This window comes from Candidatus Nitrosopumilus sp. (assembly GCF_965262695.1).
In the GTDB taxonomy this organism is placed as follows: Archaea; Thermoproteota; Nitrososphaeria; order Nitrososphaerales; family Nitrosopumilaceae; genus Nitrosopumilus.
In genome coordinates this window covers 353,753-379,050 of record NZ_OZ253550.1, presented here as the reverse complement: position 1 = coordinate 379,050, position 25,298 = coordinate 353,753, and the positions used below count along the sequence as shown (strand labels likewise).

At 31.9% G+C, this 25,298-nt stretch carries 35 protein-coding genes and 1 tRNA gene; 15 read left to right on the top strand and 21 right to left on the bottom strand.

All coding sequences use genetic code 11. From position 1 onward, the window contains the following. Positions 1-14: 14 nt before the first annotated feature. From ACQY2P_RS02305 to ACQY2P_RS02290, 4 genes are all read left to right on the top strand, one after another. Positions 15-1,328, top strand: a complete 1,314-nt coding sequence (locus tag ACQY2P_RS02305) for an HD domain-containing protein (protein ID WP_428326802.1) — start codon at positions 15-17, stop codon at positions 1,326-1,328. 9 nt (positions 1,329-1,337) lie between these two features. After that, positions 1,338-2,780, top strand: a complete 1,443-nt coding sequence (locus ACQY2P_RS02300; protein WP_428326801.1) for an FAD-binding oxidoreductase — start codon at positions 1,338-1,340, stop codon at positions 2,778-2,780. Between the two features lie 63 nt (positions 2,781-2,843). Beyond that, entirely contained in the window at positions 2,844-3,272 is a 429-nt protein-coding gene (locus tag ACQY2P_RS02295; RefSeq protein WP_428326800.1) for a hypothetical protein, read from the top strand. 179 nt (positions 3,273-3,451) lie between these two features. Beyond that, the gene (locus ACQY2P_RS02290) at positions 3,452-3,595 is read left to right on the top strand and encodes a DUF5679 domain-containing protein (RefSeq protein WP_012215116.1); all 144 of its coding nucleotides are present in this window, start codon (positions 3,452-3,454) and stop codon (positions 3,593-3,595) included. A gap of 16 nt (positions 3,596-3,611) precedes the next feature. Here ACQY2P_RS02290 and ACQY2P_RS02285 read toward each other — a convergent pair whose 3' ends face one another. From ACQY2P_RS02285 to ACQY2P_RS02270, 4 genes are all read right to left on the bottom strand, one after another. Further along, positions 3,612-3,863: a hypothetical protein gene (locus ACQY2P_RS02285; protein ID WP_428326799.1), complete on the bottom strand. Its 252-nt coding sequence runs from the start codon at positions 3,861-3,863 to the stop codon at positions 3,612-3,614. Positions 3,864-3,918: 55 nt separating this feature from the next. After that, positions 3,919-4,293: a hypothetical protein gene (locus ACQY2P_RS02280; RefSeq protein ID WP_428326798.1), complete on the bottom strand. Its 375-nt coding sequence runs from the start codon at positions 4,291-4,293 to the stop codon at positions 3,919-3,921. 108 nt (positions 4,294-4,401) lie between these two features. Beyond that, positions 4,402-5,685 (bottom strand): DUF7482 domain-containing protein, encoded by a 1,284-nt coding sequence (locus ACQY2P_RS02275; protein WP_428326797.1) that lies wholly within the window; start codon positions 5,683-5,685, stop codon positions 4,402-4,404. Positions 5,686-5,736: 51 nt separating this feature from the next. Further along, positions 5,737-6,360 (bottom strand): superoxide dismutase, encoded by a 624-nt coding sequence (locus tag ACQY2P_RS02270; RefSeq protein ID WP_428326796.1) that lies wholly within the window; start codon positions 6,358-6,360, stop codon positions 5,737-5,739. A 78-nt stretch (positions 6,361-6,438) separates the two neighbouring features. Between ACQY2P_RS02270 and ACQY2P_RS02265 the strand changes: the two genes are divergently transcribed. Then, positions 6,439-7,002: a hypothetical protein gene (locus ACQY2P_RS02265; protein ID WP_428326795.1), complete on the top strand. Its 564-nt coding sequence runs from the start codon at positions 6,439-6,441 to the stop codon at positions 7,000-7,002. A 34-nt stretch (positions 7,003-7,036) separates the two neighbouring features. Then, positions 7,037-7,651, top strand: coding sequence for a hypothetical protein (locus ACQY2P_RS02260; protein WP_428326794.1), 615 nt, complete (start codon positions 7,037-7,039; stop codon positions 7,649-7,651). On the opposite strand, the gene ACQY2P_RS02255 is transcribed toward ACQY2P_RS02260, so the two are convergent. Then, entirely contained in the window at positions 7,652-9,376 is a 1,725-nt protein-coding gene (locus tag ACQY2P_RS02255) for a DEAD/DEAH box helicase (protein WP_428326793.1), read from the bottom strand. A 236-nt stretch (positions 9,377-9,612) separates the two neighbouring features. Here ACQY2P_RS02255 and ACQY2P_RS02250 point away from each other — a divergent pair, with 236 nt between their 5' ends. After that, positions 9,613-10,293 (top strand): PAC2 family protein, encoded by a 681-nt coding sequence (locus tag ACQY2P_RS02250; protein ID WP_428326792.1) that lies wholly within the window; start codon positions 9,613-9,615, stop codon positions 10,291-10,293. 192 nt (positions 10,294-10,485) lie between these two features. On the opposite strand, the gene ACQY2P_RS02245 is transcribed toward ACQY2P_RS02250, so the two are convergent. Further along, the gene (locus ACQY2P_RS02245; protein WP_428326791.1) at positions 10,486-11,145 is read right to left on the bottom strand and encodes a hypothetical protein; all 660 of its coding nucleotides are present in this window, start codon (positions 11,143-11,145) and stop codon (positions 10,486-10,488) included. Between the two features lie 152 nt (positions 11,146-11,297). On the opposite strand from ACQY2P_RS02245, the gene ACQY2P_RS02240 reads away from it, so the two are divergent. Together ACQY2P_RS02240 and ACQY2P_RS02235 are read left to right on the top strand one after the other, a co-directional pair. Continuing rightward, positions 11,298-12,254 carry a carboxypeptidase-like regulatory domain-containing protein gene (locus ACQY2P_RS02240; protein ID WP_428326790.1) on the top strand — a complete coding sequence of 319 codons (957 nt, stop codon included), beginning with the start codon at positions 11,298-11,300 and terminating at the stop codon, positions 12,252-12,254. Positions 12,255-12,522: 268 nt separating this feature from the next. Next, positions 12,523-12,858, top strand: a complete 336-nt coding sequence (locus tag ACQY2P_RS02235; protein WP_428326789.1) for an arsenate reductase family protein — start codon at positions 12,523-12,525, stop codon at positions 12,856-12,858. Between the two features lie 2 nt (positions 12,859-12,860). Here ACQY2P_RS02235 and ACQY2P_RS02230 read toward each other — a convergent pair whose 3' ends face one another. Continuing rightward, positions 12,861-13,103 (bottom strand): hypothetical protein, encoded by a 243-nt coding sequence (locus ACQY2P_RS02230; protein WP_428326788.1) that lies wholly within the window; start codon positions 13,101-13,103, stop codon positions 12,861-12,863. Positions 13,104-13,121: 18 nt separating this feature from the next. Then, a complete protein-coding gene (locus ACQY2P_RS02225) occupies positions 13,122-13,430 on the bottom strand; it encodes a hypothetical protein (RefSeq protein WP_428326787.1) in 309 nt (102 codons plus the stop codon). Positions 13,431-13,634: 204 nt separating this feature from the next. Here ACQY2P_RS02225 and ACQY2P_RS02220 point away from each other — a divergent pair, with 204 nt between their 5' ends. Both ACQY2P_RS02220 and ACQY2P_RS02215 read left to right on the top strand, forming a co-directional pair. Next, complete coding sequence (locus tag ACQY2P_RS02220) at positions 13,635-14,684, top strand: ABC transporter permease (RefSeq protein ID WP_428326786.1); 1,050 nt, start codon at positions 13,635-13,637, stop codon at positions 14,682-14,684. Further along, positions 14,681-16,048 (top strand): ABC transporter permease, encoded by a 1,368-nt coding sequence (locus ACQY2P_RS02215; RefSeq protein ID WP_428326785.1) that lies wholly within the window; start codon positions 14,681-14,683, stop codon positions 16,046-16,048. The genes ACQY2P_RS02220 and ACQY2P_RS02215 overlap by 4 nt, the downstream gene beginning before the upstream one ends. Here the strand turns inward: ACQY2P_RS02215 and ACQY2P_RS02210 are convergent, their stop codons facing one another. From ACQY2P_RS02210 to ACQY2P_RS02195, 4 genes are all read right to left on the bottom strand, one after another. Continuing rightward, complete coding sequence (locus tag ACQY2P_RS02210; protein WP_428326784.1) at positions 16,049-16,360, bottom strand: hypothetical protein; 312 nt, start codon at positions 16,358-16,360, stop codon at positions 16,049-16,051. 5 nt (positions 16,361-16,365) lie between these two features. Next, positions 16,366-16,629, bottom strand: a complete 264-nt coding sequence (locus ACQY2P_RS02205) for a hypothetical protein (RefSeq protein ID WP_428326783.1) — start codon at positions 16,627-16,629, stop codon at positions 16,366-16,368. A 140-nt stretch (positions 16,630-16,769) separates the two neighbouring features. After that, complete coding sequence (locus ACQY2P_RS02200; protein WP_428326782.1) at positions 16,770-17,168, bottom strand: Mov34/MPN/PAD-1 family protein; 399 nt, start codon at positions 17,166-17,168, stop codon at positions 16,770-16,772. A gap of 31 nt (positions 17,169-17,199) precedes the next feature. Next, a complete protein-coding gene (locus ACQY2P_RS02195) occupies positions 17,200-18,480 on the bottom strand; it encodes an exonuclease SbcC (RefSeq protein WP_428326781.1) in 1,281 nt (426 codons plus the stop codon). A gap of 73 nt (positions 18,481-18,553) precedes the next feature. Between ACQY2P_RS02195 and ACQY2P_RS02190 the strand changes: the two genes are divergently transcribed. Both ACQY2P_RS02190 and ACQY2P_RS02185 read left to right on the top strand, forming a co-directional pair. Further along, the gene (locus ACQY2P_RS02190) at positions 18,554-19,015 is read left to right on the top strand and encodes an SRPBCC family protein (RefSeq protein ID WP_428326780.1); all 462 of its coding nucleotides are present in this window, start codon (positions 18,554-18,556) and stop codon (positions 19,013-19,015) included. 63 nt (positions 19,016-19,078) lie between these two features. After that, positions 19,079-19,411 carry a hypothetical protein gene (locus ACQY2P_RS02185; protein WP_428327258.1) on the top strand — a complete coding sequence of 111 codons (333 nt, stop codon included), beginning with the start codon at positions 19,079-19,081 and terminating at the stop codon, positions 19,409-19,411. Between the two features lie 148 nt (positions 19,412-19,559). Here ACQY2P_RS02185 and ACQY2P_RS02180 read toward each other — a convergent pair whose 3' ends face one another. The 9 genes from ACQY2P_RS02180 to ACQY2P_RS02140 all read right to left on the bottom strand — a co-directional run bounded on the left by ACQY2P_RS02180 (position 19,560) and on the right by ACQY2P_RS02140 (position 23,430). Next, positions 19,560-19,937: a hypothetical protein gene (locus ACQY2P_RS02180; protein ID WP_428326779.1), complete on the bottom strand. Its 378-nt coding sequence runs from the start codon at positions 19,935-19,937 to the stop codon at positions 19,560-19,562. A 64-nt stretch (positions 19,938-20,001) separates the two neighbouring features. Further along, entirely contained in the window at positions 20,002-20,178 is a 177-nt protein-coding gene (locus tag ACQY2P_RS02175) for a hypothetical protein (protein WP_428326778.1), read from the bottom strand. 21 nt (positions 20,179-20,199) lie between these two features. Further along, positions 20,200-20,433: an Lrp/AsnC ligand binding domain-containing protein gene (locus ACQY2P_RS02170; RefSeq protein WP_428326777.1), complete on the bottom strand. Its 234-nt coding sequence runs from the start codon at positions 20,431-20,433 to the stop codon at positions 20,200-20,202. A 52-nt stretch (positions 20,434-20,485) separates the two neighbouring features. Further along, the gene (locus ACQY2P_RS02165; RefSeq protein ID WP_428326776.1) at positions 20,486-21,133 is read right to left on the bottom strand and encodes a nitroreductase family protein; all 648 of its coding nucleotides are present in this window, start codon (positions 21,131-21,133) and stop codon (positions 20,486-20,488) included. Positions 21,134-21,171: 38 nt separating this feature from the next. Continuing rightward, positions 21,172-21,357, bottom strand: coding sequence for a hypothetical protein (locus tag ACQY2P_RS02160; protein WP_428326775.1), 186 nt, complete (start codon positions 21,355-21,357; stop codon positions 21,172-21,174). A gap of 38 nt (positions 21,358-21,395) precedes the next feature. After that, positions 21,396-21,477: transfer RNA gene (locus tag ACQY2P_RS02155), tRNA-Ser, on the bottom strand. Positions 21,478-21,517: 40 nt separating this feature from the next. Beyond that, the gene (locus tag ACQY2P_RS02150; RefSeq protein WP_428326774.1) at positions 21,518-21,781 is read right to left on the bottom strand and encodes a hypothetical protein; all 264 of its coding nucleotides are present in this window, start codon (positions 21,779-21,781) and stop codon (positions 21,518-21,520) included. Between the two features lie 6 nt (positions 21,782-21,787). Beyond that, on the bottom strand, positions 21,788-22,438 hold the full coding sequence (locus ACQY2P_RS02145) for a response regulator transcription factor (protein WP_428326773.1): 651 nt from the start codon (positions 22,436-22,438) through the stop codon (positions 21,788-21,790). Next, positions 22,435-23,430, bottom strand: coding sequence for a matrixin family metalloprotease (locus tag ACQY2P_RS02140; RefSeq protein ID WP_428326772.1), 996 nt, complete (start codon positions 23,428-23,430; stop codon positions 22,435-22,437). The genes ACQY2P_RS02145 and ACQY2P_RS02140 overlap by 4 nt, the downstream gene beginning before the upstream one ends. Before the next feature lie 189 nt (positions 23,431-23,619). On the opposite strand from ACQY2P_RS02140, the gene ACQY2P_RS02135 reads away from it, so the two are divergent. Then, positions 23,620-24,474, top strand: a complete 855-nt coding sequence (locus ACQY2P_RS02135) for a TrmB family transcriptional regulator (protein WP_428326771.1) — start codon at positions 23,620-23,622, stop codon at positions 24,472-24,474. Continuing rightward, complete coding sequence (locus ACQY2P_RS02130; RefSeq protein WP_428326770.1) at positions 24,464-25,267, top strand: hypothetical protein; 804 nt, start codon at positions 24,464-24,466, stop codon at positions 25,265-25,267. The genes ACQY2P_RS02135 and ACQY2P_RS02130 overlap by 11 nt, the downstream gene beginning before the upstream one ends. The last annotated feature ends 31 nt before the right edge of the window (positions 25,268-25,298 follow it).

Sequence of the window (25,298 nt, the reverse complement as noted above, 5' to 3'; positions counted from 1 at the left end):
AAGATCGTTTGGGTATGCAATTATTTGCAAATACACAAGTCATGAGAAATAACATTCTTGATTTGTTAATAGAAAACAAATTAGAAGATGATTGCTATGTTGAAATGTTAGATTACACCATTGATTTATTTGAAAGCAGAGGACTTGGAAGAGACTATTATGGATATCACAACATCAATCATGAATTAGAAGTAACATATTTTTCATTGTTAGCTTCAAAACAAGAAAAAATAAAATTTACACATGAAGATGTAAAATATCTATATGTTGCTGCACTGTTTCATGATTTTGATCCAGAAAAAAGTGTTGACAAGCCACATGAAGAAAGTGTGTTAAAATTTATTGCAACAGATAGAAAACTTAGTCAATTAATAAAAATTGCAAATATTGATTTAGAAATTATTAAAGTTTTGATTTTAAGAACAACATATCCTTGGATGGGAGAATTGAAAAAAAATGCTGAAGAACAAATCAAACAATGTTTTCATAATTCAGAATTAACAAGAAACAACGTAGAATTTCAAAAACATATTATGGATATCGGATGGTATCTTACAGTAGTAGATAGAATCAGCGGTTATGCATTAGGGGATTTTTCAAAAGCCATGGAGATGGCAAAGATGAACGCCCATGCACTTGCATGGAGACCATCATTAATTGTTAGAAGTGCGGTGGCATACTTTGAAGAATTACTCAACAAAGAAACAGATATGGTAAAACCAGTTCTCAAAATACTCTCAAATGAAATGAGAAAAAACTTTTTTGATACAGTTTTATCATTTATGAGAATTAGACAACAAGAAATTACCATTCAAGCAGATTGCGCATATAAGAATCTCAAATTGGTTCCAACCATAGAATGTATGGCAACTAGAAATGACCCAGAATTCATAAATTCATTACATGACATTTTGTTGGAGCTGCCAAGACCACTACAATTTTTGGACAATTTTGAAAAATCAGTGAAAGACCCAGATACAATCATCACCACGTTAAGATTGAATGGAAAACAGGGAGAAATTGTGGGGTATGCCAAAGGAGGATCTCTAGAAAATTACAATTTAAGAGAAGAAATCAGAGATGAAAATTATGGTTTAGGAAATACAGTATTCTTAGAACCAATTGCAGTAAAAATGGGATATTGGGGATTAAAAGGAGGTAGTGAAATGCGTCACATGTTTGTGATGCAGGCACATTCTAAAAAATTCAAGTATCTTACGAGTTTTGCATTAAGAGATGTGATTAATGCAAGAATTGAAAAAGAACAAGCAGAATTTGTGTCAAAATTTGATCCTGAACGATGGGATTATTATCGAATCAGGATTTAGATTCATTAAATGAATTCAATAGAGGCACAATTATCCAAAGTTATTCAAGGGGAAGTACATTCCGAAAAAGAGTTCAGAGATTTTTATTCAGTTGATGCAAGTTCATATCAAATCATTCCAAAAATAATAGTTGTTCCAGAAAATGAAAAAGATGTGATTAACACAATCAAAATTGCAAAAAAATTCAAAACGTCAATTACTGTCCGTGGAGCAGGCACAGGATTAGTAGGTAGTGCATTGAATAATGGAATTATTTTAGATATGAAAAACTTTGATTCAATCAAAATTAAAAAAAAATATGCAACAGTAGGCCCAGGCGTAATTAAGGGTAAATTAGACAAAGCATTAGCAAAAAATAAAAAATTTTTTCCACCAAATCCATCAGTAGGATCATTTTGTACAGTTGGAGGAATGCTTGGAAATAATTCTAGTGGGAGTAGGAGTTTAAAATATGGAAGTATGATTGACAATGTAATTGAAGTAACAATAATTGATGGAAATGGAAACAAGATTATTCTTCCAAAGGACAAAAAGTTTTCAAATAAAATTCAAGAAAAAATAAAAATGAATACCAAAAAATTCCCAAAGGTTTCTAAAAATTCATCAGGGTACAGGATAGATAAAATTATGTCAAAAAATGACACTCATAAAATTATTATCGGTTCAGAAGGAACATTAGGAATAATCACATCTGCAAAATTAAAAATAAAAAACATACCAAAAAAAAGGATTCTATTTGTCATAGAATACAAATCAATAAAAAATGTAATTAAAGATTGCACGGTTTTAAACACGACAAATCCTTCGGCAATAGAGTTTGTAGATAAAACAACATTACGACAGATTGATTTTAAATTTCAAAAAAATACAACAAGTTTACTTTTTGTAGAGTATGATGAAAAAGTCAGTCAAAATGAAAGAAAGATCAAATCAATAATTTCAGGGAACATTGTAAAAAATGTCACAAAACAAAAAGAGATTTCTCAATGGTGGAGGTATAGAGATTCATCATTATATTTCAGTCTTAAAAAAATTAAGAAAGAAAATAGAATACCCCATGTAATTGAAGATGTTGCACTGCCATTAGAAAAATTATCAAACTTATTTTCAATGTTAGAAAATATCAATAAAAAATTTGGGACAAAATCAATCACATATGGTCACATAGGCAATGGAAATATCCATGTAAGATTGATTGCAAAAAGGCAAAAATCATTAATCAAAAACATAGCAACCCAATATTTTGATGAAATTATCAAAAATGGAGGCACGATAACAGCAGAGCATGGGGATGGATTAGCACGTACAGAATTTATCAAAAAACAATATGGAAAGAAAAATTATGAATCTTTTAAACAAATCAAGAAACTATTTGATTCAAAAAATACACTCAATCCAGGCAAAATAATTAGCAATAAGAGTACAATAGTAGAAAATTTAGAAAAATTTTAGAATTTTAGCAAAGCAGCAAAGATAACTAGAAACGCTTTATTAACAAAAAAATTTCAAATTGTTGTGTTAAAAATTTTTGAAATAATCATAGCGATTATGATTTTAGCTGCAAGTATTTCTCCAGTATTTGGAGCAGATGAATTAGATAAAGTCAGTATTTCAAAACCAACACTAGCAAATGCGTTTGGAATATCATTAGGAAATTCAATCAACGTAGATCAACAAATTCAAGTTGCAGCAGATATTACAAATAATCAAGAAAGATCCCAACAATTCAATTATCTTGTACAAATTAAAAATGAACACGGCTTAGTTGTGAAATTATCTTGGACAGGAGGAGAATTAAATCCACATCAAAAATGGAACACATCAGTATTTTGGTCACCAGAAGAATCAGGAGAATATATTGCAGAGATCTTTGTCTGGGAAAGATTTCCCATTGACAACAAGGCATTAACAGAACATACAACAATATCAATTACAGTAAGCTAAAAAAATTAATTTCAGCACGGTATTCAAAGTCTAACAAAATTAAGATAAACTTTTGTCAAAAACTACCCCCATTACGAAAAAAATAGTTCTAAAACACAATAATTAAGATCGGAGGTTTGCCTATTTGTGAAAAAAGTTCAACAAGTTCTTGCTAATAGAACCTTGAGCCTAGGGAACATATGACAATAGGATATTGCGTAAAGTGCCGAGACAAACGAGAAATCGGTGGCGCTAAACCATACACAATGAAAAATGGTAAACCTGCAATCAAAGGCACTTGCCCAACATGTAGTACAGCCATTTTTAGAATTGGTAGAGGATAAGTTTCTAATCAGAAATTTAATACTGCCATTCGTCAGTAAGGCCATTCCATAGCGAACGCATAGGGGATGGATCTTTTTCTATTTCTTCAGTAATTCTATTTTTTAATACAAAAAAGAAATTTTCCAAAGCATCAACACCACCATCATCATACAATTCACGTCCAATCTCAGTAATTCGTTTATGTTTTTCAGAAATTTCAGAGGAAACAGGATTCTGTAAACAAAATGTCATTAAATCGATCAGTTCTTCCTCAAGCATGAAATCCATACTGATTTTTCATAAATTTGATCAAATTTAGGTTTTAGTAAAAAAGAAAAAGAGATTATTTGAGGCGCTTGTAAATCTCTTTAAATTCCAAGGACAGATTGTAGGACATGTTGAGTAAATGAACAAGCTGATTCATTGATGTTTTGTCATGTCCAAGTTGTCTTAGAATGGTTAATGCTTTCTGAGGGGAACTTGACAGTAATTGATTTTGTCCAGACCAAGTCTTGAAAGCTTCTTCAACATCCAGACTAAAGTTCAAAACAAATTCTTTCCAATTAGGCATTGCTTTGAGAGCTTTTTCAGTTAACAAAACTTCAGACAATTCTCTAAATTCATTTTTTCTATCAATGTATAACATGTCTAAAGCTTGTTGGATTTTTTCTTCCTGATATTCTGGCACATTTAGCATGTACATTCCGGCAATACTCATAATGTGTTATTCACATAATTCAAGATAAACAGTGTAGTTGATTCTCTGAAAATTTGTTAGAATTTTCAAAATAAATCAAACAAATGTAAAAAAATAAAAAAAGAGATCTTATTGGAATGGATCAATGAATGGACAGTTGACAATATGATCACTGTCCATTGGACGTGCAATACCAATATCGATCAAGCCAGCTTCTCTGTATGCATTCAGATCATCAATGGTTTCTAACAATTGTGCATTTTCTGGACTAGCCCAATTTGTCATGAAAATTCTCCACATAGGAGAATAATTTTCATCACCAGGAGCTCCTGCAGCAATTCCTGCTTGGAATCCTAATGGACCAGAACCAATCAAACCATTTTTGAATTGAAATAGATCAACTGCTGCTGAATTTGCAATTAAACTTGCAGATGTCGGAGAACTAACAACACCCATCATTCCAGCAGGACCACTAGGGGTAGCATCTGTTACAATGTAATAGATGGTTCTACCATCAGGGCCCCATCCACGATGAGCTATGAAAGTTACATTCATCTCTTCTGTATCGATATCAAGAACTTGTCCACCACCATAAGGTGTTTCATCAGTCAAAGTTTTGTCTTCTTTAACCATCATCTGGCCTTCAGGCCAAATAATTTGTGGCATGTTCAAAACCACATCAACAGAAGTTAATGTGATTTCACCGTTGTCTGCAGCTTCCATTACCATTGCATCAGAAGTTAATACTCTAGGTGTTGCATCTTCATTCCACGTTACATGTACATGAGAAGTTAGTGCGCTGTATACATCTGATTGTGCAGGAGTGCTAGTGAAAACTTCTCCTTGGAAACCATGTACACCGTCACCATCTATTCCGTTAGTAAACATGTAAGTTTTTGAAAGTGCAGCATCAGGAGCATTCTTTAACAATGGAGCAAGCTCAACTTTCCAACCTTGATTATTTGTAATCAAATCTGCATGTGTTGGATCACTTGAATCAGTGATGATGAAATAAACATCTCCACCATCATAATATCCATGATGCATTGGGATAGTTGCAGGAACATTTGCTCTTGATAATCTAAGTACAGACCCCAAGTCAGCTTCAGTTATTTCTTCTTCATGATCATCATGTGCTTCCATTTTTGCATCATGTTTGTCATGATCATCTTCTTCCTCAATAACTGGAACTACAGGTTTGGATTTTCCTTGTTCAGCCATCCATGCGTCTTTTCCGCCTGGGATTTCCGAACATAGTTGCAATCCACAGATATCAGTACCAGAACCGTATTTTGAAGTTCCAACACCATTACCTTTTAGGGCTTCAGCATCTGTGAAAGAACCAGTGGTTATTCCAACTGTAAACAAGGGGAGAATTGCAAGTAATGCAATGTATCTTAGACTCTTGTTCATTAAGGAGAAAATTCAATTTTTATTTAAAAGAATTTGTCCAAATCAGATATTTTATCCAGAAAGTTCTGAAAAACGATTTTCCACATAATCCCAATTGACAACATTCCACCAATCGTTAATGTAGTCAGGTCTACGGTTTTGGTGTTTTAGATAGTAAGCATGTTCCCAGACATCCAACCCCAATAGAGGCATTTTTTGTAGAGTCCAAGGACTAGTTTGGTTTTCAGTAGAGATAATTTCTATTTTATTATAGGTAGAATTGAAAACCAACCAACACCATCCACTACCTTGAATACTAGTTGCAGTGTCTGAGAAAATTTGTTTAAAATTTTTAAAGCTATTGTAATAAACATCAATTGCATCCTCTAACTTTCCACCAGGAGAACCTTCACCATCAGGAGTCATGGTTTCCCAAAATAGTCTATGATTTTCAAATCCACCACCAAAAAAATTGATTTTGCGTCTCCCAGATTCAGGAATTAATTGTAGATCAGAGAGAATAGAAGTGATGTATTGAGGGTGAGATGCACTTCCTACTTCTTCAAGAGACTTGTTTAATCCATCAACATATGATTGATGATGTTTTTTATGATGTATTGTCATTGTCTCAGTATCAATGTAAGGTTCCAATTCATCATAATCATAAGGTAGTCTTGGAAGTTCATATTGAACCATAAAATTGTTCATTACAATCCACATATAATCTTCAAGAAAAGAATCAAGTTTTTATTCAAAATAATATCAAAAAAAATATTGGTTCATCCAGTTATAACAGAAATTTTTTCAGATAAGAGAGAAACAAATTCATTTTTTCTATGGATTTCTAATCATTTAGAAAAGAAAATGATGATTAGAGAGTTTTTTAGGTGGCATTTAGAAGTAATTTCAGAAGTAATTGATGAAATAGAAAATACTAAAAAAATTAATTTTTTAGAAAAAAAAGATGCAGAACAGTGGGCAACAATATTTTTGAAAAATTATGAAGAGAAAATAAGAAAGATGAGAAACATCAGTAACCAAATATTTGAAAGATTTCATGAATTAAAAGCAGAGTTTAAGAAAATTATTTCAAAAGAGCAAAAATTTGAAAAAGAATCAAAAGATATAATGCAAGTATTTCTTAACAAAGAAGAATTACTTATTGGAAAAATCATTTTTTCATATAGAGAATTATGGTTTGTAGCAAACCAAATTACCAATTCTAATTTCAAATTAGGTTCAATTGATAAATATCAAGAGTGGGTTGAAGGGAATTATTCAAATCTAAAAGGAGTGAAAAATGTGTTAGAACATATTGAAAAAGAAATTTCAAAGTAGAAAAGATGATAAGAGTTGAAAAGATGAAAAAAATATGAGGAAGTTAGGAACAATTGATTTAGAAATTTTAGATTTAGCAGTTAAAAAAAATGGAACGTTTGATGAGACACATCTTGAAAATTCCAAATTAAAGAGATTAGGAGTAGGAAAAATTTTAGATTCATTAGGTTCTTTAAAAGACAGAAAATTTATTTCACTTAACAATAATGGCTCATTTTCAATAACTCCAGTTGCAAAAGAAATCTTATGGGGAAGTAGCATTCCAATTTGGGCCAAAGTATTACGTTTACTTCAGATAAAATCATGCAGTATGGAAGAAATTACTGACATACTACAAATATCAGAAATTGAAATTCAACAAGAAATAGAGAAGTTAAGACAGAATCAATTTGTTTTAATGTCACCGCAAAGACAAGATGAAAAAATTATCAAAGTGTATGAAATACTACCTGAAGGAATACAAGAGATTGATAAAACAGAGACAGAGGGTTTCGATAAGATAAAATTTGGAGACATAAAACCTGAAATTGAAATTTTGAGTTTGATTGACGAAGTTACAAAAGATATTCAAGACTCTCAAATAGAAGTAGAAAATAAGACCAAAATTATCAATAAATTGGCAAAACTCAAAACAAAATTGGACGTTTAATTATTTTGAACGAATTTTGTCTTGAATTTGAGCGAGAATAAGTTCTGCTTTGTCTTTATTCTCAAAGTTCTCAACACTTTCATCCATAATTTCATCAATTTCATAGCTTTTGTCTACAAGAACATTTGCAACATGATCATCAAGAGTACCATTACCAATCAAATAATATGCAAATACAGTATTCTTTTGCCCAATTCTATGCAATCGGTCTTCAGCCTGTCTATGAATTGCAGGACTCCAATCAAGTTCTGCAAAAATAACATACTTTGCTCGAGTTAAATTAATTCCCACATTTCCTGCACGAATTCCTGCAATCATCAATTTTGATTCTCCTTTTTGAAATTTGTCTATTTGGTCTTGTCTTACAGAATCAGATTGACCACCAATAATTGAGACGGGTGAAAATTCCTGAAGGCTTTCATGAAGTAATTTGTGAATTACCTTGTGATGACAAAAAACTACAACACTTTCTTCAATTTCCATGATGTTTTTTACAAAGTTGATAACATGTGGTAATTTTGCTAGTCCAGCAATTTGTCTCTCGCTTTGTATAGCCCTATGATATGAAGCAGACTTTGAGAATTCAGATTCAGCATCTTTTTGCTCTTCTTCCAAACGTTTCCAAATTTTATCTAATTCTTCAAGATAGTAATCGGTATCTGCAGCAATTACTTCTTTGTAACGCACTTTATCTTTGAGTTCTTTTAATACATCAGATTTCTTTCTTCTAAGCATCACATGTTTTTGTAACTCGTTTCTTAATGACGCACGTTTATTTTCTAAAACTATGGCTTTGCCTTTTTCATTTACATAGCAAAAATACTCACAAAATTCTTTGAAACTTCCAAGAAGACCTGGTTTTAAGATATCAATTATTGGCCATATTTCAGAACCGCGATTGTAAATAGGAGTTCCAGAAAGACCAATTCGGTAAGAGACAGAGGATAACGCTGCCAATTTTTTTATCGACTTGTATTTCTGAGTAGTTTTTGATCTTAGATTATGGACTTCATCACACACAACTGTTTTGATTCCAACTTGAGCTAAATCATCATAACGCTTGAAAAGTAATTCATAATTTATTACATAAATGTCAGTTTTAGGAAGTTCTTTTTTCTTTCCAGTTCGAATCAAAGTAACACTAGGGGACTGAGATTCCAACAACCTACCATTCCTACTTTTCTTCTTTAGGAATTTTTCAATTTCTCGTTCCCAGTTGTTCAAGGTGACTAATGGTGCAACAACTAAAACTGGAAATGTTTGTTTTTCAGTGGCAACATAAGATAATGTTTGTACAGTTTTTCCAAGACCCATTTCATCGGCCAATAGTGCATTACCAGAAGATTTCATCAAAAAGTCCAGTCCTTCTTTTTGAAAATTCAGTAATTTTCCTCGGAATTGGTCACCTGTTTTTGCACGTTTTAGTTTGTGTTTGATTGGAGGCAACGTGGGTTTTGGAGCATATGTTTTTACAATTTTTCTTTGCCAAGTAGTTTTTGATAAAATCTCTAAAGGGTATCTATCAAGGATCAGTTTGATCTGTTTTACACTCTCAGTACTATCAGGAATGATAACTTCATTGACATTCTCACCGTACCATGCCTCAGGTACTAATCTAGAGATCATGCTTACAGCACGCTCACCAGTTATCTTCCAGCACCAGATTTTTGAGTATTTGTCAAGGACATACTCTAATGTTCCAATGTTTTCCATGGATGTTTCCATAATTTGTCGATAGAATGTTTTTTTGCCTTATGAATCTTCATGTTTTTCTCGATCATTAAAAAAAGAAGCAAAAATCTCCAAGAGTTAAAATATGATAATGTTTTTACGTATTAGAAAAATTGCAATTTTCTTACTAGGCTCAAAATTCATGTCGACATAATTCTTAAAAAATCTAGATTAAGTATTGATGGTTAAAACCAACATATGTTTAAAGTTCATTGAATTTTTAGTTAAACATGGATTTTGAACAAGAACAAGAGCCAGAGGTTGAAAAACCCATCATCATTGCAGCAATGCAAGACATGGGAAACGTTGGAAGTATTGTGATAAATTTTATCAATGAATCATTAAAAACAAAAACATTTAGAATTTCAAAAACCCCATTTCCAACATATGTTGTAGACAGAGGAGGATATGTTGATCTTCCAGACGAAAGTTGGGAATATAAATACACTGAAGACTTGATTATTTTTGGGGGAGGTAAAGGACAACCACAAAATACAAGTGAATTAAACGCATTGTGTCAAGACGTCATTGATGTTGCAAAGAAATATTCTGCAAAATTCATTTACACGTTAGGCGGATTTCATACAAACAGAGAATACAAAAACAATCCCAAAACATACATCACTACTACATCAAGAGAGTTAACAAAACAGATGGAGGGATTAGGAGTAGACATCACTCCACAAAAATCAATCATTACAGGCTTTAATGGATTAATCTTAGGGTTTGCAAAAAAGAATGAAATTCATGGAATTGGTATGTACGGAGAACTAAATGAGCCTGAAATACCTCAATATCGTGCGGCAATTAGCATAATCAAAACTCTTGAAAAATTAACTTATAGAAAATTTGGAGATATAAGCAGATTAGAAATGATGGCTCAAGAAATTGAAAGAAAGTTCAAAAATTAAGTTTTAGTGAGAACTTCCAACTGGGTGGGGTTCAGTATTTTCATCATGACAATCACACGAACATAGATGAGTTTTATGATTATTCATACAATCAATGCATTCAAAATGCTTTCGAGTTTCACAAGCAGCACAGATCATCTTATTATTAGTATTTTATTAGATGAATTTGAATTTTTTCGTAGGTTTTGTGTCCTAATAGTCTATTTCGCTTCGACTAAGCAGATCATTAGTCAAATCAACATATCCTTGTGGATCTAACTCTTTTACAAACCCACCATCGATATTAATCAAATAGATAGAGTGTAAATGAGCATTTAAAATATCATCATATTCTATTGGAGGATTTTTGTAATATCGATCACATAGGTTCTTTACTTTCTGAACATCTCCTTTCTTTCTTGCACTAGGAGGGAATAAGAAAATTTTTGGGATGGGTAAGATTCCAGTAGCAGGACTTGCTAATGAAAACTTTGAACAATGCTGACTATATCGTGCAATCTTACTCATTATTCTTGCAGTAAAATAATTTATTGTATCCATTGCATGTTCCGGAGGAGTAAAACCGGTTTCAATTTCAACAATAGTATTCCCCCCACCTTTCTTTGCAAAAATATCACAAACTAGAATTTCCGAAATATCTTTTTCAACTTGTACGTTATAGCCCCTAGAAATCAAATTACTTGCACAAATTAACTCCAAAACAGAATGGTTGATTTTGACCAAGTTTTTCTGGTACATTTCGATTAATTGTTGTTTTACATAGTTTAGTTTTGGAAGGTCCTTTTTTTGCAGATTTACAGATAATTTTTCAGTCATAACACAGACATCTTTTTGGAACTTCTCTAAATCCATAATTCAAGATTAGATAAATTTGGGGGTTTAAGAACAATCTGGAATCAAATCATCACAAGCATGGAAATTGTCAAGATTAATCAAATAAAATTGAAAATTAGCGAATTTTTCTTCATACTTTGTCTTAACAATAAAAATCAACACAACATGAAGTGTACAAAAAGATAGGAATTGTAGGAATATTTTCATTTTTAATGTTATTTTCAACCATTCAAACATCTGAGGCTGAATTATTGGAGTTAGTCATAGACCTCAACGTAGAGAAAGGAGAGATAATTTCAGGGGAAACATTAGCAATAACAGGTAAAGTGGTAGACCACGCATACAAACCTATTCGTGGTGCAGAGGTGTTGATTAGAACAGGTTCTGAAACAACAAAAGCATTTACCGACCCATGGGGAGTTTTCAGAGCAGAATTTGAAAACTTTGAAAGGGTTCCAGGAACTTATACAATTAACGTAATTGCAACATGGTATGGAATGACAGGCTTAGAAACTACACAAGTCAAAGTAAAAGGAGATGCATCAAATGCTTCACTATTACAACAAAAATTAGCCACTGAAGAAGCTAGAAAATATCTCAGTTCAGAGGAGAGTGATTTTGAGAAAGACCCAATAGGACAAACACTATTCAAATATTATCACGGATTACTGGAAGAATTAATTTTAGAAAATAAACATGATGAGGAAATTGCAAAAGAAGAAGCAATTTTAGAAAAAGAAAGAATCATTGCAGAGGGATTTAGAGAACATGCAATACAGGAATACAGTCCAGGTTATGGAGTGTTTGAAGGGTTAGATTATGAAATTTATGTAAGTAATTTAGATCCTAAAATAAAAGAGACCGTAGTCAACCAATTAAACTTTACAAAAAATATTTTTGAAAAAGCCCAAACAATAAAAGCAGAAATTTTGGCAAGTGGTGGAACATATGATGAAGCTCAACAGGCATATCTCGAAGCACTTACACTAACAAAAGAGTCATTAGAAAAATTCCATGAAGAATTAGAAAAATCAGAGGAAAGTTCTGAAGAATCAGAGGAAAGTTCTGAAGAATCAGAGGAAAGTTCTGAAGAATCAGAGGAAAGTTCTGAAGAAAAGAACAATTGATAAATTCTACGTGCGCCTTATATTCAAAATTCACCTAAATCATTTATGAAAATAGATATTCCAATACCATGTCCAAGTTGTGGTGGAAAAATGTATTCAGTTTGTTACGAATCATCTTTTTCTCTTCTAAAAAAGAGAAGTTGGCAAGTATGCAAAGAATGTAATTTTGAAAGAAATTCCGAAGATTTCAAAAAATCAATTTGTTGTGCATGACAGCACATTCTTTTTTCTAAACAATTTTTAAGCAGATCTAGGAGCAATTCCTAGATTGAAAATTTTTCACAAACCTGCTTGTATTACATGTAAGAAGACAATATCAGAAATTGAGAGAATGAATGTAGATATTGAGAAAAGAGATTTTTTCAAAGACCCGTTTTCAGAAACAGAGTTGAAAAAAATCATAAAAATGACAGATAAAAAACCATCAGAATTATTAAGGAAACGAGATAAAATGTACAAAGAGTTAGATTTAGAAAATAATAAAAAAACAGATGCTCAAATAATCAAATTAATGGTAAAATATCCAGGTTTGATTTTAAGACCAATAATAATATCAAAAAATAAGGCATATGTTGGAAAAGTAGATGCTGCAAAAATAAAATAATTTTATGGATTTTCTTTTTTGAATATCCTAATTGCTTCCAAATGAGAACAATTTGCCTTTAATCCCTTGCCATGATGAAATTTATAAAAATTTTTGAATCCAGGGCATTCACATGTATCAGAGGTTACAACATACGATTGTTCAGGATTAGAAGAAGATTTTACTTGGAAAAGATCATCTTCTAATTTAACAACACCGCCTGCTTCTACAAGTTTCTTGGCTTTTCTAATTGTATTTGCACTCATAACACTACAAAAAACATCTTATTTTTTATTCTTTAATTTTTTTAACATATTTGCCCAATCCTCATCTTGTGCCATTGCATTTTCATAAAGAAGTTCAAATGTCCATACAATAATTTCACCCCATATTGCTTTAAGAGACTCATCATCAGTCCACAAGATGCTAGTTTTGACAGCATTCATTGCAAGAATATTTTTTGCATTTTTTGAAGGATTTTTGTTCCATTTTTTTATCACCCTATCACAAAATTCTAGAATTTCATACTTTGTTAAGATTAATTCGTCAGGATCAAACAAATCTTTTGTTTTAGAATTACCAGTCTTTACCATATTGTACCAATGTTAAACGGAATTATAATTATATGGTGTAATATTTTCATAAAATCTTAAATAACTTTTTTACTATAATATACTGACGAGAGACCTGCTTTTCTGCCCAGATTATGCCTAGAGTTCGTTTCACTCTCGTCAAATTGTTTTTGAACCTGTTTTCAAATGATTATAAACTGATTTTCATATTCGGAGTTATTGAGTATGAAAAGATATGTTGCAACAAGAGCTGCAACAATGTTTGGAGTTTTAATGATTACCCTGTTAATCACAATTTCACTAGTTGGATCAAACATGGATACTATTCTAAAGCAAGGAATGATGTTTCAAGTTCGTTCTGAAATAACTGAAAATCCTGCAATTGCAGAAAGTTTTTCATCAGTAGAGGAATTTGAAGATTTTATTCAAAGTCAGATTAATCAAAGAATGGAGATTATGGGTCTAGATGAGCCATGGTATTCACCTCAAAGAATAGGCCTAACAATGTACAAAATTTTATTGTTAGATTTTGGGCATGCAACTTTTCTTACTAGTGATGCAGGTTCATCAGATGTAAAAGATATAATTTTTGAAAAACTCCCAAGAACGATTCTTCTGTTTACAACAGCAACAATAATTATTTCAATAATTGGAATATTTTTAGGTGCATTATCTGCAAGTAAAGTAGGTTCAATCATAGATAGAATAACATCAAGTTTTGCAATTATCAGTTCCAGTTTTCCAGTTTGGTGGATTGGAATGTTAATGATATTTCTATTTGCATTTACATATCAAATATTTCCTGCAAGAGCAACGCCAGATATCCCATCATCAGACCCAGGATACATTGGTTCACTGTTGTACCACATGGCATTACCATTGATCACAATTGTGATGATTGGATTTGGATCATGGGCATATTTGGTAAGAAATTTCATGGTAGGAATTATGCAAGAAGATTTCATCATGGCAAAAAAAACAATAGGAATAAAACAAAAAAAGATAATCTATACACATGCATTAAAAAATGCAGCACCACCAATTGTCACTATTTTAGCTCTAAGTTTATCAGGTTCACTAGGAGGTGCAATCATCACTGAAGCAGTGTTTGATTGGCCAGGAATGGGAAGGTTGTATTTTGAGGCAATCACAGTCATGGATTTACCAGTGATAATTGGCGCCACATACATTCTGACAGTATTCTTCTTAGTGAGTATATTCATTGCAGATTTGCTTTATGGTTACTTTGATCCAAGGGTGAGAACAGGTCAATGAGTAGCATAACTCCACAAGAAATCAAGCAAGAATTTCTCAAAAGCAAAATAGGAATTGCCGGAATCATCATCTTAGGAATTCTGATTGCCACATCAATAATTGCAATCATTGCAATTCCAGTAGAAACATTTCAAGAATGGAATAATCCAGGGAATTGGATTCTATATCCCAAAGTAGCAATTCCAGTTTGGATAAATCTGTTCATGACTGAAAAAATTCCAGAACACAAAATTCTTGACAATCCAAATATTCAGACAAATTCAGAAGGAGAAATTATGTTATCATCACACAAATTTGGAGTAAACTTTGAGTATGAATTTTTTCCAAATGATTTCATCTATGTTTTTGCATCAGAATATTCTGAATCAGTTTTGCTACAAATGTCAGTGATAAGACCTGATGGAATAAAACTTGAGTTACTATCAACATCATTGCCTTATTCCAACACAAAAACAATTCATAGTGAAAGGATTTTTTCAACGGATGAGGCAATAAAGAAGAATTTGTTGTTGCAGTCAGAAATATTTGATTTTAATCTAGAAAGATTATCCCCAGAAGATATTGTTTTTTCAAATACTAGAACAAATGAGCCTCTCAAAGGAAATTATATTTTTTCAATTGACATGTACTCTATTAATTCAGAAATTAAAAGTCATGAATCAAAATTGATCATAGGAGGAAAAGCATTTGGAATGATGGGAACAGATGAACTAAGACGGGACCTTGCAATAGGATTGTTGTGGGGAACGCCACTTGCTTTGTTTATTGGATTAGTAGTGTCAATTGCATCAGTAGTAATGGGATTACTATACGGAGTATATGCGGGATTCAAAGGTAAAAAAACAGATGAAGTAATGATGAGATTCAATGATGTAATCTATGCATTACCAGCATTGCCGTTTCTCATTATTTTATCAGTCACAATAAGTAATAGCATATTCGTTTTAGTAGGATTTTTAATGATTTTTGGTTGGGTAGGCATTGCAAAGGTTGCTAGAAGTATGTCTCTTCAAATCAAGACAAGAGGATACGTAGATGCTGCAAATATGATGGGGCAAAAAAATTCGAAAATTGTACTTAAACATATCTTGCCACAATTGCTTCCATATGCATTTGCAAGTATTGCAATATCAGTTCCAGCTGCAATTACAACAGAAGCAGGTTTGAGTTTCTTGGGATTAGGTGATCCATCATTTCCCACATGGGGACATATCCTTCATGATGCAAATACATTTGGAGCAGCAGCAAGAGGATTATGGTGGTGGATTATGCCACCTGGAGTAATGATTGCAATTGCAGGATTAGCATTTGTGTTTATAGGAAATGCACTAGATGCAATAGTTAATCCAAAACTTAAACGATAATCAAAAATAACTTCGAATTATTCCTATTGCAGAATCATTTAGTTTGATTGTATAAGTTTGGGAATTTGGATCAGTGGCTTTTGTTTCAGCTAGAATTTCAGTAAATTTTGTTTTTTCTTCTTCAGTAGCCCCTGCTTCATGAGTACAAAGATTGAATGCTTTGAGATTAAGATTGTTTTTTAGTAAATGGGCTATGAATTGTTTGTAATCTTCAGGATTTGTCCAATCTTTGTTTTTTTCACCACATGCAGAAATCCAAACATCAACTGAATTATGAAAGATTACCTTTTGGCGAATTTCATCAAGAGACATTTTTGTTAGAAGTCAGCACGTTGCATCTTGGAACCACAGCGTGGACAAGAACCACCTTTGTGTTTGTTGTTACATACTAGACAGACGTAACGGACACCACCAGAGCCACCTTGTGAACCCATTCCAAAGAATCCACCACCTCCAGTACCTGAATCACTACCACCATAACCACCTCTCATGCGGTTCATGTATCGTCTTCTCAAAATTAGTGGAAATGCGATAAATATTGCAAGTGCAGCGCCTAATCCATATGGAAACGGTAAAACCATTTGCAAACCAATGCTTATAGCTAGTGATGCAAATAAGAATATCAAATAAGTTTTGTAATTAAACAATTCATAGAAAGTACCTTCAAAAAGGTTATAAAGTTTTGTCAGTTTTTTTGAGGTTCCACTAGAATTTTGAACTATTATTTTATTGATAATGGAATGGAATTTCCTCCACTATCCCAAGCAAAAATAGAATCATCAGAATAAGGGGATTTTACAATTATGGAAACTAATCCAAAAAAATTATTCAAATCAGTAACAGACGGTTCAGCAGAACCACTAGGATGTGAATGGACAATTCCAACATAGCTCATATCAAAAGGTAAAAAGGAATGCGGAAAACCGGCAAATGTCGGTCCAGTATAATTAAACGGAGGAATTACGAGTCCATCGATGTTAATTTCACCATTTTTTGATTTCCCTTTAAGAATCAATATTCCTTCGTTTGGATGTTTCATTTGACAATAAGATAGGATACTATCAAGAACCTCTTTTTGCAATATAACCTTACGTTCAAATTTTTTCTTTTTGAACAACATGAGAATTATCAGGACTTGAACTAATTTAATTTTAAGACATCAAAACGGTATATTTGGTATTGGAGAATAAACGTAATTTTTTCTCAATTTCAGATACGAGTTTAGGTACATTAGAATCAATTTCATCAACTTCACCTTGAAATGTTTCAGATTTTAGTTGTAAATCATCTTTATTTTCAGAAGTTTTAGTCAATTCAGATTCTAATGAGATTAACTTTTCAGAACGTAGAGAATCTAGATCATCAGACATTTTTTGATATGTTTGGAAATATTCTGAAACTTTAGTGATAAATCCATCTAAGGTCTCTTCAGTTTCAGTAATTTGAGATAATGTTTTATCAACATCTTTTACCGAAATAGAACCAGAAGTAATGCCTTTTCGAACATTTTCTAAAATCACAATTATAGAATCCTTGTTTTGAGAAATTAATACATCAAATGGGTTTTCTACCAATTTTGTGAGAATACTTTTTTGTTCTTTGTCAAGAGATGATGCATATTCATATCGACCAAGGGGTCTAGAAATTTTTGTGAATTGGGAATTGATTTCATCTTTAATTTTTGACTTTTGATTTTCAAATGATTCAAGGGATTTTTTTGATTCAATATATTTTCTATATTCATCAGAAGATTTGATTTCTTCAATTGATTTTTCCAAAGAAGAAAGATGTGTTTTTGCAGATTCTAATTCATTATTAGTATCAGTAATTTTTTGAGTTTTTTCTATCTTTGTAGATTTGAGTGTATTAATTTTTTTTAATGCATCAAGAATTTCAATAGAGTTTGATTTTGTATTTTCAAAATTTTTAAGAATATCACGAATGTTAGAATGATTTTGATTCATCACTTCCAAATTATCTTTTAATTGCGTAGCATATTTTTTTGCAAAGATATGGATGACTCTAGTCTGACGTCCTAAAACATCTCCCACTTTTTTGAGAATTTGGTTTAATAGAGTATCAAGTTTTTTTGCGTTGTCGATGGTAAACACTTCGGGTAGAGAAACAACTCCCTTCTTAATTACATCGATTACCTGTTTTTTTCCCCTAACAACAATTATTGCAAGATGTTTATCAATATCATCAACATTTAGAGTATCTTTTTCAAGCATTTTTCCAATCTTGATCAAGTCATCAATTAGAGGGGCAGTGGTATTTCGAAGATGTTTTACCTCAGAAACTGTTTGAGACTCACGTAATTTCTCAAGATCTGAGACAATTTTCTCCACATCATTTAGAGAGACTTCTTTTGTTTGAGGTAGTTCATCTACAGGTTTTTCTTCTTGTTTCTTTTTTCCCCATCCAAAGACCATTTGATAATATTTGTTAGAGGGGAATTAAAAATGGTTGTACAAAATTTAAAACTCACAAGATTCGAGGACTCATATGGCAAAAATCTTGAAAAAATCATTTCATACAGGCACAGTTAAAAAAACAATAAAGATCAAAGCATCAAAAGACAAAGTCTGGAGAAAAGTCAGCAATATTGTAGGTCTTCCAACATGGCTAGTAGATGTAAAAAAAACAGTGTATCTCTCTAAAAAGAAAAAAGGTGTGGGAGCAATTAGATTAATCACATTTGCAGATGGAAATCAAATTGAAGAACATGTGGTAGCATGGGACACAGGGAGATATTTCACATATGTTGCAACTGAAGGATTACCATTAAGAGCATATGTTGCAACAATATCCATTAACCCAAAATCAAGAAATCTTGTAGAATTGACATGGCAGTCATATATCAATAGCAAAAAAATGTCAGAAAAACAGTTCACAGATTTCCTTGTGTTTATGGGATCATTTTATGAAGCATCACTTGAAAATCTAAAAACTTTGTTAGAAAAATAACACTAGATCATTTTTAGGTTAAAATGTAAATACTGTGAATCGACAAAAAATAACATGACAGATATGCGATTTATCCTTATTGGAGTAGGTCTAACGTTTGTAGGTTTTTTGGTTTTGGGAGTAATGGGAGGACAGTATCAAGCTGCAACATTTGAGCAAAATGAATTTGGAACATGTTATGAGTATTTTGAAGACAGGCCTCCACAGGAGATTAATTGTTCATTTAAGGTAATGGACCAAACAGTGTTTTTTGCACTAGTTATAGGATTACTTGGAGCAGGAATAATTGCATTAGTTAAAGGTGTAAGAGGAGATTGGGACAGTAAAGTAAAGTCCGAAGATGTTGTTGGTCCTGGAAATTCACAAAATGAGGATTCCGAAGGAAAACAAGATTAAGAATCTTTTTTAGATTTTAACTTTGCATATGTCTTAGGATCATCTTCTTCCAATCTTTGAAAATATACTTCTTCATATGGCATTTTTATCAATACAACATATCCAAATTTACTTTTAAGCTTAAGGAATGATTTCTACGTATACAGGCTCAGGAAGATTCTACGATTTGTTTCATGTTGTTAACCATCTCACCAATCTCATCCACTCTTTTATTGAATTGTTCATCAGTCAATTCATCAGGTTGGTTTAAAGTAATCAAAATCTCAGAATAATCCCCATTTGAAACAACTCTCATAGGGACATCCCATACAGACTCTTCATCGATGTATTTATGGTCTAAAATTCCAAGGTCCTTGTTTTCATTGAATTTCAGTTTAGATTTACCATGAGGTCCAGTAAAAGACCACCACCCATCATCATGAAATTTTGCATCAGGCATCATTTTAGGGGGAAGTTGTAAAATTGCATCAAATGCATCTCCTGTTTTCTTTTTTACAGTAATGGTAATTGTTCTAGATCGTGACACGATTTCAAATTTGAATAATGATTAAAAAGGATATAGTAGTAATGATATGATTCAATTTTGAAATCTATTTGTTAAGAAATTCTTTTATTTTTTTCAAATTTTCAACATTTGATTCATGAAACATGACCATGGATTCCGCAAGAGAGTTTGGTAAGACTGTTTTGAGATTATCTACTAGTTCATCTCCGCTAGTTATCATATTATCAATGAGTTTATCTATCTCATTTTTCTCGTCAACCATCTAAATTAGATTAATGTCAATCTAATTATCTTTTTTTATGAGAGTGGCAGTAGAACGAACTTTAGGCAATTTTTGAAGATTCCATGAAACAATCTCACGAATCTTCTCAAAATTCTCTGCTTGTAATTTTACTAGCATGTCATGAGTTCCGATAGTTTCAAAGACATCAACAACTTGTTCAAGTTCTTTGAGTTTTTCAATAATTTCAGCCTCTGCGCCTAACTCACAATTTAGCATAACATAAGCATCAGTCATGAATCTAACAAATAGTATTGATTATTTAAAGATGGATAATTTTAGGTACAGCTTACCACGTTACATGGACCAAGTCTTTGAGGTTTCGTCTTGGTTTTGGGAATTTAGTTTGTTTAGGATATCCAATACACAATACAGAAGAAGGTACTAAATCAGTACCAATAACATCCATTACCTTTTGTTCATCAAACATTCCAATCCAAATAGAACTTAATCCCAAAGCCTGTGCGGCTAATTGAGAATATCCAGCTGCCAAAGTAGCGTCCTGAATGGCAAATTTCTTTAAAATGTATTCAGGAAAATCAAATTTGACTCTAGAAGGGTTTTTACAGAAAACCAATACCACAGGGGCATTAACATAAGGTTGATTGTTACATGCTTCAATTAGTTGTTTTTTCTTTTCAGGACTTTTAACATAAAAAATTTCAAATCCTTGATAGTTTCCAGCAGTCGGTGCAGTGTCGGCGGCTGCAATAATTTTATCAACCTTTGCAGTTTCAACAGGTTTATCTAAAAATTTTCTTGTAGAACGCCTCTTTGCCATAACAGCAAACAAATCAGTATCTACAACTTCAGTTGGTCCAGATTTTAAAATAAAGTCAATTAATTGATTTCTTACATTTGGATCAGTTGATTCAGGAGTTATTTCAGGTTCATATCCCAACGGATAAATTTTTTCTTCTTTTACGTCAGGAGGCATAAAAGAACTAGAGAAAATAAGTATTAAAGAATTTGAAATTATTCTGCTTCAAATTTGTCACAACCAGAAGTACAAGGTTTGTTCATAACGCCTTCGCATTTTCCGATTGCATCATGCATGATTCTGTGATGACCACAAATTTTGCATTTTTCTCTAAAATGTGAAATCAGTTCAGATGTAGAAATATCAGATTTCTCAATTTTTGATTCAGTGTCAGCAGTCATGTTGATTTTCTTTTGATGTGCTTTAAAAAGTATAAACACGCCGGGAAAGGGATTCGAACCCCTGCACGCTTGCGCGTAGCCGTTTTCGAGACGGCCGCCTTACCACTTGGCTACCCCGGCAATTAGCATGAGATTTTCTCCATAATAAAGCAAATCAGAGTTAGAATTTTTTATCAATATCAAAAAGTTCATCATTGAATCTTTTTTTAATTTGGTCTTTAGTACGAATCCATTCTTCCTCAGAAACAGTATCAGTAAAAATGGAATAAAATCCAGAGAAATCCATATTCAAAACAGAGGTAATTTCTTGTTTTTCAGAATCAGATAAAGGAAAATAAGAGATTATTTTAGAAACAATATCAGAATCATACTTTATTTCAAATATTTTATCTTCTAGATGAGGAGATAGGGTAAGTTTTGACATTTCAAGTCATTCATGTAAATTTGAAATGAAATTTTTAGTTGAATTATGAGATGAAATTTCTTTCATATTAGTTCTGAGAGATTGTAAAATCTCATCATATGATTCACCGAATAAATCTTGCAAAACATGTTTTAGATCTTCAGGATTATCATAACAATCATCTAATGTTAAACTATAGTCTTTTTGTAGCATAGATATCACTTTGTCAAGTTCATCAGGACCTAACTCAAGTAAAGTGTTTTTTAATGCCAAGGTAACCATAGTTTTTTGCATATTTTCCAATTCATCTTTAGGAGGCAAACAAAAGCGATGAGTATTTTGAATGATGTCATCTACATCAAGAGGTTCTCTAAATACAAAAGACGGATTCAATCTATTCATCTTCATTTCAGATCTTAATGACATTTTTTCAACAATCAAGAAAATTACTGCGTTTGGATTAATTTCTCTAATTTTTTCTAAGGCATATAATCCGTCATATACAGGCATTGAGACATCAAGATATACAACATCAGGTTTTAATTTTTGAAACAAAAATAATGCTTCCTGACCGTTATGCCCCTTACCCACAATTTGAATACCATGAGTGGTCAAAAGTTCGCAAAACAAGTCAAGTGTCTCTTTTTCATCATCTACAACAAGTGCACGTATACTCATTTTTTACAGACCGCCAATCCTGATTCGTGCCCATTATACAATACACGCATAGCATCCACATTGCATTCTGAGATATAAGGGAATTCGGTCAATATTGTAGGGGCCATAAGATCTTCTGGATCGGTAGAATGCCCAAGTCCCAAAGCATGTCCAAATTCATGGCGGACAATTGTTGCCAATTCAGAAGCATCCAAGTTATCAACATCATAAATTGTGATGTATGATTTTAGTATTTCACCATCTTGTATGACAGATCGAGTATACCCAGTAAAACCATCAGTATCAATCAAATTTGAAAAATTAATTATGATGTGACCTTCACCATTTACGGATTGGAAAATATTGAAAGTTGTAGGAACGGTGTAAGCTGTATCAGTTTTTGCAGCTTCTTCCATTGCACCAGCCCAACCTAGAAAATACACAGATTCAGAACCAGGAGGTCCTCGATTAATTATATGATCATCCAACAGTATAGAATCAGTGGAATTTATGACTTTTAGTACAGCATTATGTTGTTTAGATGTTAAAACATCACCATTAATCAGATTAACGTTTAATGCATCACCATCTAATATTCGCCAAGACTTTACAGTATCTATTGTATCACCACGTAAATTCTCGATTACAAATTTTGTTTTCATAGGAGAATCAGCCAAAACATCATCAGTCATAAAATAATTATCAATCAAAAATGGAATCATCATTGAGAAAAATATCAAAGAAGAAAAAAACATCAAATGTTTTAGTGAAATTATTTTTGTGTCAAAATTAAATCGCAAAAAATTTTGATTATGTTTTTTGTTATTTTTGAGACGATTATGAGATTCAGAATCATCAAATGAATTAATTTCATAGGTATTAATTTGGGAATTAGTTTCAGTTAGTTCATTTTGTAATAATTTAGATTTTCTTTGAAGTAATTGAAATTGTTGATTCTCTATTTCATCTAGAACATCAATATAGTACTTTTTGGCAAGTCTTTTTTCAACCATGAAATTTGAAAGAAAATATCAATTAAGAGCAATTGTATGTAATTTTTCAAACAGACAAAAATGGTAAAAAAAGCATAATTTAACCAAATATCAAAGTATGAGCCTAAGGATATAGTAAATTATCAAAATAATGCTAAATGCGATCAAAATAATCAAGAAAAATTCACATACGGATGATAAATTGCAGTAATGCCCAAAAATGGGAATATGGTTACAGGCACAAAGAATGTGATACTAGAAGAAAATCAGGATTTATCACTAAATAATATTGAAAAATCCTTTGAGAAGATCCAATCAGAATTAGAAAAATTTGGACTTTCTGCAAATCAATCTAAAGTTTACATGTTCTTAGGAAAATATGGTACCAAAACAGCATCAGAGATCAATCAGGCATTAAAAATTCCCAGAACAGAGACATATCATATTTTGTCGACATTACAAAGTAAAGGAATTGTGTCTGCAATGTTCGGACACCCAGTAAAATTTACAGCGATAGAGATTACAAACGCAATGACACAAATAATTAATTCTGAAAAACAAAAAATTAGAAAACTAGAGAACCAAAAAACATCATTAATCAAACTATGGGAAACAATTCCAGTTGGAAGTAATGAAGAGAAAATAGAAGAGAAATTTCAAATGCTTCAAGGAGAAAATCAAATCAATTCAAAAATCAGTGAAATGGTAAATACGCAAGAAGAGGTATTAATAATCGGTAACGAAAAAGACTTTGCTAATTTTTATCATACAAATATCTTAGATGAGGTTAAGGGATTAAAAAAATTTAGAATGCTAACAACATCTACAAAAACAAATCATGTTTATGAAAATATAAACAAAGACAATATCAAAGCTCTTCCACAACAGATTATGAATAATCTATGTTTCATTATGAAAGACATCGAGGTATTATTTTATTTGAAAAACAATTCAAAAAAAGAATCAACTGCAATGTGGACAAATTCTAGTGCAATGAATTATTCAAAAAAACTACTTTTTGAAGAGTTGTGGAAAAAATCAAAGGAGATAAAAAATGGCTCATAATTTAAAAAAACAAGATTCAATGGGAATCATTGCAGCAATTACAATTACAATAATTTCTGTAGGATTTGTAATGGTTGGAAATACACCTACAGACATGCCTCAAAAACAAGCAGAAAATATAGAAATAATTGGGTTTGGAGGAATCACAGATACTAAAGAAAGTATCAAAATTTTACTTGAAAGCAAATCAATTGATCTAGATACATCAAAAGGATTTCTCAGAGGAAATGTGGTTTATGAGGGATATCAACCACAAATGGGGATAGTCTTTCTAGAGGTATTCTCACCTACAGGTGAAAAAGTCAATGATTCAGAGTTACAACTTAGACAAAGAGGAAATGAAGTGTATGAAGCAGAATTTACTCAATACTTTGACAAAAATGAATTTTCAAACAATGATGAAAAGATAGGACAGTACATGATGCGTATTAGTACACAATATGGTATGTTAGCAAAACAAACGCCATTCAATGTAGGCATGTCAAGTCAGGAACAACCAAAAATAAACACCGTAGTTATGGAACCAAATGAGGACATAGGTTTAGGTGGAATTTTACCTGAAAAAAATACTATGACGGGATTTGATATAGGAGTTATGGAAAAAGATCTAGAAAATACAATACTTAAAAAATATCTCACCAAAGTTCTCAAAGGATATCATAGTGGAGAGATTTCAAAAGATGACGTTGATAAATTAGCAGAATTTAAGAGCATTGATTGTAATTTCACTGATCAGACACCTCAAAATAAAGAAGTCTTGCAGTTATCCTGTGAGATAATTCCAGAAAACTAATCTTAACATCAAAATACCATTAAAAAATAAC

Bases quoted from the DNA above. Each gene is read 5' to 3' on its own strand.
- ACQY2P_RS02210 (WP_428326784.1), bottom strand. From the start codon at position 16,360: ATGTCTCTTGATGAAATTCGCCAAAAGGTAATCTTTCATAATTCAGTT.
- ACQY2P_RS02300 (WP_428326801.1), top strand. From the start codon at position 1,338: ATGAATTCAATAGAGGCACAATTATCCAAAGTTATTCAAGGGGAAGTA.
- ACQY2P_RS02185 (WP_428327258.1), top strand. From the start codon at position 19,079: ATGCGATTTATCCTTATTGGAGTAGGTCTAACGTTTGTAGGTTTTTTG.
- ACQY2P_RS02175 (WP_428326778.1), bottom strand. From the start codon at position 20,178: ATGGTTGACGAGAAAAATGAGATAGATAAACTCATTGATAATATGATA.
- ACQY2P_RS02290 (WP_012215116.1), top strand. From the start codon at position 3,452: ATGACAATAGGATATTGCGTAAAGTGCCGAGACAAACGAGAAATCGGT.
- ACQY2P_RS02230 (WP_428326788.1), bottom strand. From the start codon at position 13,103: ATGAGTGCAAATACAATTAGAAAAGCCAAGAAACTTGTAGAAGCAGGC.
- ACQY2P_RS02150 (WP_428326774.1), bottom strand. From the start codon at position 21,781: ATGTCAAAACTTACCCTATCTCCTCATCTAGAAGATAAAATATTTGAA.
- ACQY2P_RS02305 (WP_428326802.1), top strand. From the start codon at position 15: ATGCAATTATTTGCAAATACACAAGTCATGAGAAATAACATTCTTGAT.
- ACQY2P_RS02170 (WP_428326777.1), bottom strand. From the start codon at position 20,433: ATGACTGATGCTTATGTTATGCTAAATTGTGAGTTAGGCGCAGAGGCT.
- ACQY2P_RS02165 (WP_428326776.1), bottom strand. From the start codon at position 21,133: ATGCCTCCTGACGTAAAAGAAGAAAAAATTTATCCGTTGGGATATGAA.
- ACQY2P_RS02245 (WP_428326791.1), bottom strand. From the start codon at position 11,145: ATGGATTTAGAGAAGTTCCAAAAAGATGTCTGTGTTATGACTGAAAAA.
- ACQY2P_RS02130 (WP_428326770.1), top strand. From the start codon at position 24,464: ATGGCTCATAATTTAAAAAAACAAGATTCAATGGGAATCATTGCAGCA.
- ACQY2P_RS02285 (WP_428326799.1), bottom strand. From the start codon at position 3,863: ATGGATTTCATGCTTGAGGAAGAACTGATCGATTTAATGACATTTTGT.
- ACQY2P_RS02200 (WP_428326782.1), bottom strand. From the start codon at position 17,168: ATGTTGTTCAAAAAGAAAAAATTTGAACGTAAGGTTATATTGCAAAAA.
- ACQY2P_RS02225 (WP_428326787.1), bottom strand. From the start codon at position 13,430: ATGGTAAAGACTGGTAATTCTAAAACAAAAGATTTGTTTGATCCTGAC.
- ACQY2P_RS02190 (WP_428326780.1), top strand. From the start codon at position 18,554: ATGGCAAAAATCTTGAAAAAATCATTTCATACAGGCACAGTTAAAAAA.
- ACQY2P_RS02280 (WP_428326798.1), bottom strand. From the start codon at position 4,293: ATGAGTATTGCCGGAATGTACATGCTAAATGTGCCAGAATATCAGGAA.
- ACQY2P_RS02140 (WP_428326772.1), bottom strand. From the start codon at position 23,430: ATGGTTGAAAAAAGACTTGCCAAAAAGTACTATATTGATGTTCTAGAT.
- ACQY2P_RS02255 (WP_428326793.1), bottom strand. From the start codon at position 9,376: ATGGAAACATCCATGGAAAACATTGGAACATTAGAGTATGTCCTTGAC.
- ACQY2P_RS02260 (WP_428326794.1), top strand. From the start codon at position 7,037: ATGAGGAAGTTAGGAACAATTGATTTAGAAATTTTAGATTTAGCAGTT.
- ACQY2P_RS02145 (WP_428326773.1), bottom strand. From the start codon at position 22,438: ATGAGTATACGTGCACTTGTTGTAGATGATGAAAAAGAGACACTTGAC.
- ACQY2P_RS02250 (WP_428326792.1), top strand. From the start codon at position 9,613: ATGGATTTTGAACAAGAACAAGAGCCAGAGGTTGAAAAACCCATCATC.
- ACQY2P_RS02220 (WP_428326786.1), top strand. From the start codon at position 13,635: ATGAAAAGATATGTTGCAACAAGAGCTGCAACAATGTTTGGAGTTTTA.
- ACQY2P_RS02205 (WP_428326783.1), bottom strand. From the start codon at position 16,629: ATGGTTTTACCGTTTCCATATGGATTAGGCGCTGCACTTGCAATATTT.
- ACQY2P_RS02160 (WP_428326775.1), bottom strand. From the start codon at position 21,357: ATGACTGCTGACACTGAATCAAAAATTGAGAAATCTGATATTTCTACA.
- ACQY2P_RS02275 (WP_428326797.1), bottom strand. From the start codon at position 5,685: ATGAACAAGAGTCTAAGATACATTGCATTACTTGCAATTCTCCCCTTG.
- ACQY2P_RS02215 (WP_428326785.1), top strand. From the start codon at position 14,681: ATGAGTAGCATAACTCCACAAGAAATCAAGCAAGAATTTCTCAAAAGC.
- ACQY2P_RS02135 (WP_428326771.1), top strand. From the start codon at position 23,620: ATGCCCAAAAATGGGAATATGGTTACAGGCACAAAGAATGTGATACTA.
- ACQY2P_RS02195 (WP_428326781.1), bottom strand. From the start codon at position 18,480: ATGGTCTTTGGATGGGGAAAAAAGAAACAAGAAGAAAAACCTGTAGAT.
- ACQY2P_RS02270 (WP_428326796.1), bottom strand. From the start codon at position 6,360: ATGGTTCAATATGAACTTCCAAGACTACCTTATGATTATGATGAATTG.